At 45.3% G+C, this 2,573-nt stretch carries 3 protein-coding genes; 2 read left to right on the top strand and 1 reads right to left on the bottom strand.

Going from position 1 to position 2,573, the window contains the following annotated elements; all coding sequences use genetic code 11:
• Positions 1 to 222: 222 nt before the first annotated feature.
• Positions 223 to 1,323 (bottom strand): site-specific integrase, encoded by a 1,101-nt coding sequence (locus tag FJR04_RS25785; RefSeq protein WP_254445400.1) that lies wholly within the window; start codon positions 1,321 to 1,323, stop codon positions 223 to 225.
• 430 nt (positions 1,324 to 1,753) lie between these two features.
• Here FJR04_RS25785 and FJR04_RS24630 point away from each other — a divergent pair, with 430 nt between their 5' ends.
• Positions 1,754 to 2,170 (top strand): XisH family protein, encoded by a 417-nt coding sequence (locus tag FJR04_RS24630; protein WP_039203728.1) that lies wholly within the window; start codon positions 1,754 to 1,756, stop codon positions 2,168 to 2,170.
• Entirely contained in the window at positions 2,158 to 2,493 is a 336-nt protein-coding gene (locus FJR04_RS24625) for a XisI protein (protein ID WP_168499815.1), read from the top strand. The genes FJR04_RS24630 and FJR04_RS24625 overlap by 13 nt, the downstream gene beginning before the upstream one ends.
• Positions 2,494 to 2,573: the final 80 nt, after the last annotated feature.

The following is a 2,573-nucleotide window of genomic DNA, read 5'->3' as shown; positions in this document are numbered from 1 at the left end:
TACTTAATGGATCACATTTCTCCTGGGAGCAACGCGATTTTGTGAGGTGCAAAAAATTGGTAATATAATTTACAGGATTTTTTAGCGATAGCGAGGCGCTCCGTAGGAATCGCTACCTAAAAGAGATGAAAATGGGAAAATCAAGACCTATTTATTGAGAATAACCCGTGGTAATTGAGAATTAAACCATGACTTCACAAAATCGCGTTGCTCCCTTTCTCCTCAAAACCTCGGCAACACAGTCCCCGTTCCCGCATCCTTTTTAGAACGAACATAGGTCTTAGTCGTATCACTCTTACTATGCCCCAACTGGTCTTGCACCTCAAACAGTGATTTACTATCCACCGCCCGCGACGCATGAGAATGGCGCAACCAGTGGCAAGAAAACTTCACCTTGGCCACCTCAGATATATCCTGAATCAACTTTTTAATCGCTCGGTCACTCAATGGCAAACCCCGCTTCTTCGGGTCAGGTGACAGATTCGGAAACACTGGCATCTTCTCACCTGCCATCCCCCGGTACTTCTTAAATATCAGCGAAGTCTGGTGGTCCAAACCTATCTCCCGGTACTTCCCCCCCTTGCCCCGAAACTTAATTGTGTAATACCCCCGATACCTATCTGACGGTATCGGGTCGGGTTGCCATTTAAAGTTGTGCCAATATAAACCCGGATAATCTTCCTTCGGCTGACCCGGTTTATCACCAGGAACCGTCACCCGACCAACCTCACCCACCCGCATCCCACTATAAAAAAGCAAAGAAAAAACCAGCCAGTACTGCTCCCCCAATCGCTGGGCAACATCAGCCAACTGCGCCATCTCCCAATCTTCTAAATAACGCTCTGCCTTCGGTAAGTCACTGAAATTATCGTAATTTATGGTACTGGCAATATTCCGTAAAAAATAGCCAACATTCTCCCCATGACCATAACTCCAAAGCGATCGCAACATTAGCACCTGGTTAGATTTAGTATAAGGGGAAACCTCACCCCAACTAGCAATAAATTCCAGTAACTTTGGTGGCTGAACCAGCCGTAAATCCCGTACACCTTGATTTTCCAACCAAGCGAGTAATTTTTGACCAAAGCGATAGTATTTTCGCTTAGTTTGTTCCCGGTTCTGTGACCCTGCCCAAGCCAAAATCAACTCCTCATCATTTGCTACAGCAGGTGTGCGGTAATAATATTGGCGAATCACCTCCTCTACTAATTCGGCGGTAACAGATGCAGAAGTATCACGAGATACAACTTGACTGGCGGAGGGAGGGAGAATTTCTACTGGGCTAACCTCAACATTAGTGATATCCATCTGGGAAATAACCATCACATGACAACTGACATCTAGCTTCCTGGAAGGGAGCTTTCAGGAAGCTTTTATTTTATTCTATCCTTTAAGTAGATGTGCAGGGAACTTCATGTCTAACTTGGCGGTCTCTGGTTGGGAATATTTGGTTAACGCACTAGATGGCTTTTGGTGCGTGCGGTTACAGTCAAAAGAAGCAGGGGAGCAGGGAGCTTTCTAGCAGGGGGGAGAGACTGGGACAAAGCTTGTACCCCGCCCCAGCCGAGCGCCCTGGAAGGGCGGGGCTTCTTACCCATGCTCCGCTCCGCGCAGAGAGGAAGGGCTTGCTCCCTGCCCCTCTGCTTCTTCTGGTGATCACAGTGATTGCATAGTTGGTTTACGCCCGCCGTGCGATGGCGCACTCTTTATTTCAATTGTTCTATAATTGCAAGTAAATTAGAGAAAGATAACGATGGCAGCTAAAGATAGATTTCATGCTGTGGTTAGAATTGCTTTGGAAAAGGAGCAGTGGCAGATAACCGATGACCCCCTGCGACTGGAAGTAGGCGGAACAAAGTTTGAAATTGATTTAGGTGCCCAGCAACTATTAGCAGCAGAGCGAGACCAAGAAAAAATTGCAGTTGAGATTAAAACTTTTTTGAGTGATTCACCACTGACCGATTACCATGCTGCGTTAGGACAGTTTTTGAATTATCGGCTGGCCTTAGAAATCAGTGATCCAACTCGTATTCTCTATTTAGCTGTGCCTGTGGTTGCCTATGAAACTTTTTTTAAGCGGGAATTTGCACAAATTTCATTAGAAAGATATCAAATTAAACAAATTATTTATGACCCGATTCAAGAGGTAATTGTACAATGGATACCATAGAGTCTTATCGGCATATAATTCAGTCGTTGTTGACAGATTACGCTGCTATCCCCATCGCTAATGGGTCGATAGATTGCTACACTGTTTTTGATCCGAAACAAGACCATTACCAGGTCATGAATGTGGGATGGGATGGCCATCGGCGGGTATATGGTTGTGTTTTACATTTGGATATTAAGCAGGGAAAGATTTGGATTGAGCAAAATATGACGGAAATGAGAGTAGCCCAAGAACTTGTGGATCTGGGGGTGGCAAAGGAAGATATTGTGTTAGGGTTTCAAGCTCCGGAAATGCGGCAATATACGGATTATGCGGTTGTATAATTTAACAGAAGGGATAGCGTGACTTCTGATAAATTTCACCCTGAATTTGAAACTGGAAACGCTGTGGGGAGTGAGGAGGG

It is taken from the genome of Anabaena sp. UHCC 0204 (genome assembly GCF_009711975.1).
Classification (GTDB): Bacteria; Cyanobacteriota; Cyanobacteriia; order Cyanobacteriales; family Nostocaceae; genus Dolichospermum.
This window is presented reverse-complemented; position numbering and strand designations above follow the sequence as displayed.

Coding starts and splice junctions, on each gene's coding strand:
- FJR04_RS25785 (WP_254445400.1), bottom strand. CDS start 1,323: ATGGTTATTTCCCAGATGGATATCACTAATGTTGAGGTTAGCCCAGTA.
- FJR04_RS24630 (WP_039203728.1), top strand. CDS start 1,754: ATGGCAGCTAAAGATAGATTTCATGCTGTGGTTAGAATTGCTTTGGAA.
- FJR04_RS24625 (WP_168499815.1), top strand. CDS start 2,158: ATGGATACCATAGAGTCTTATCGGCATATAATTCAGTCGTTGTTGACA.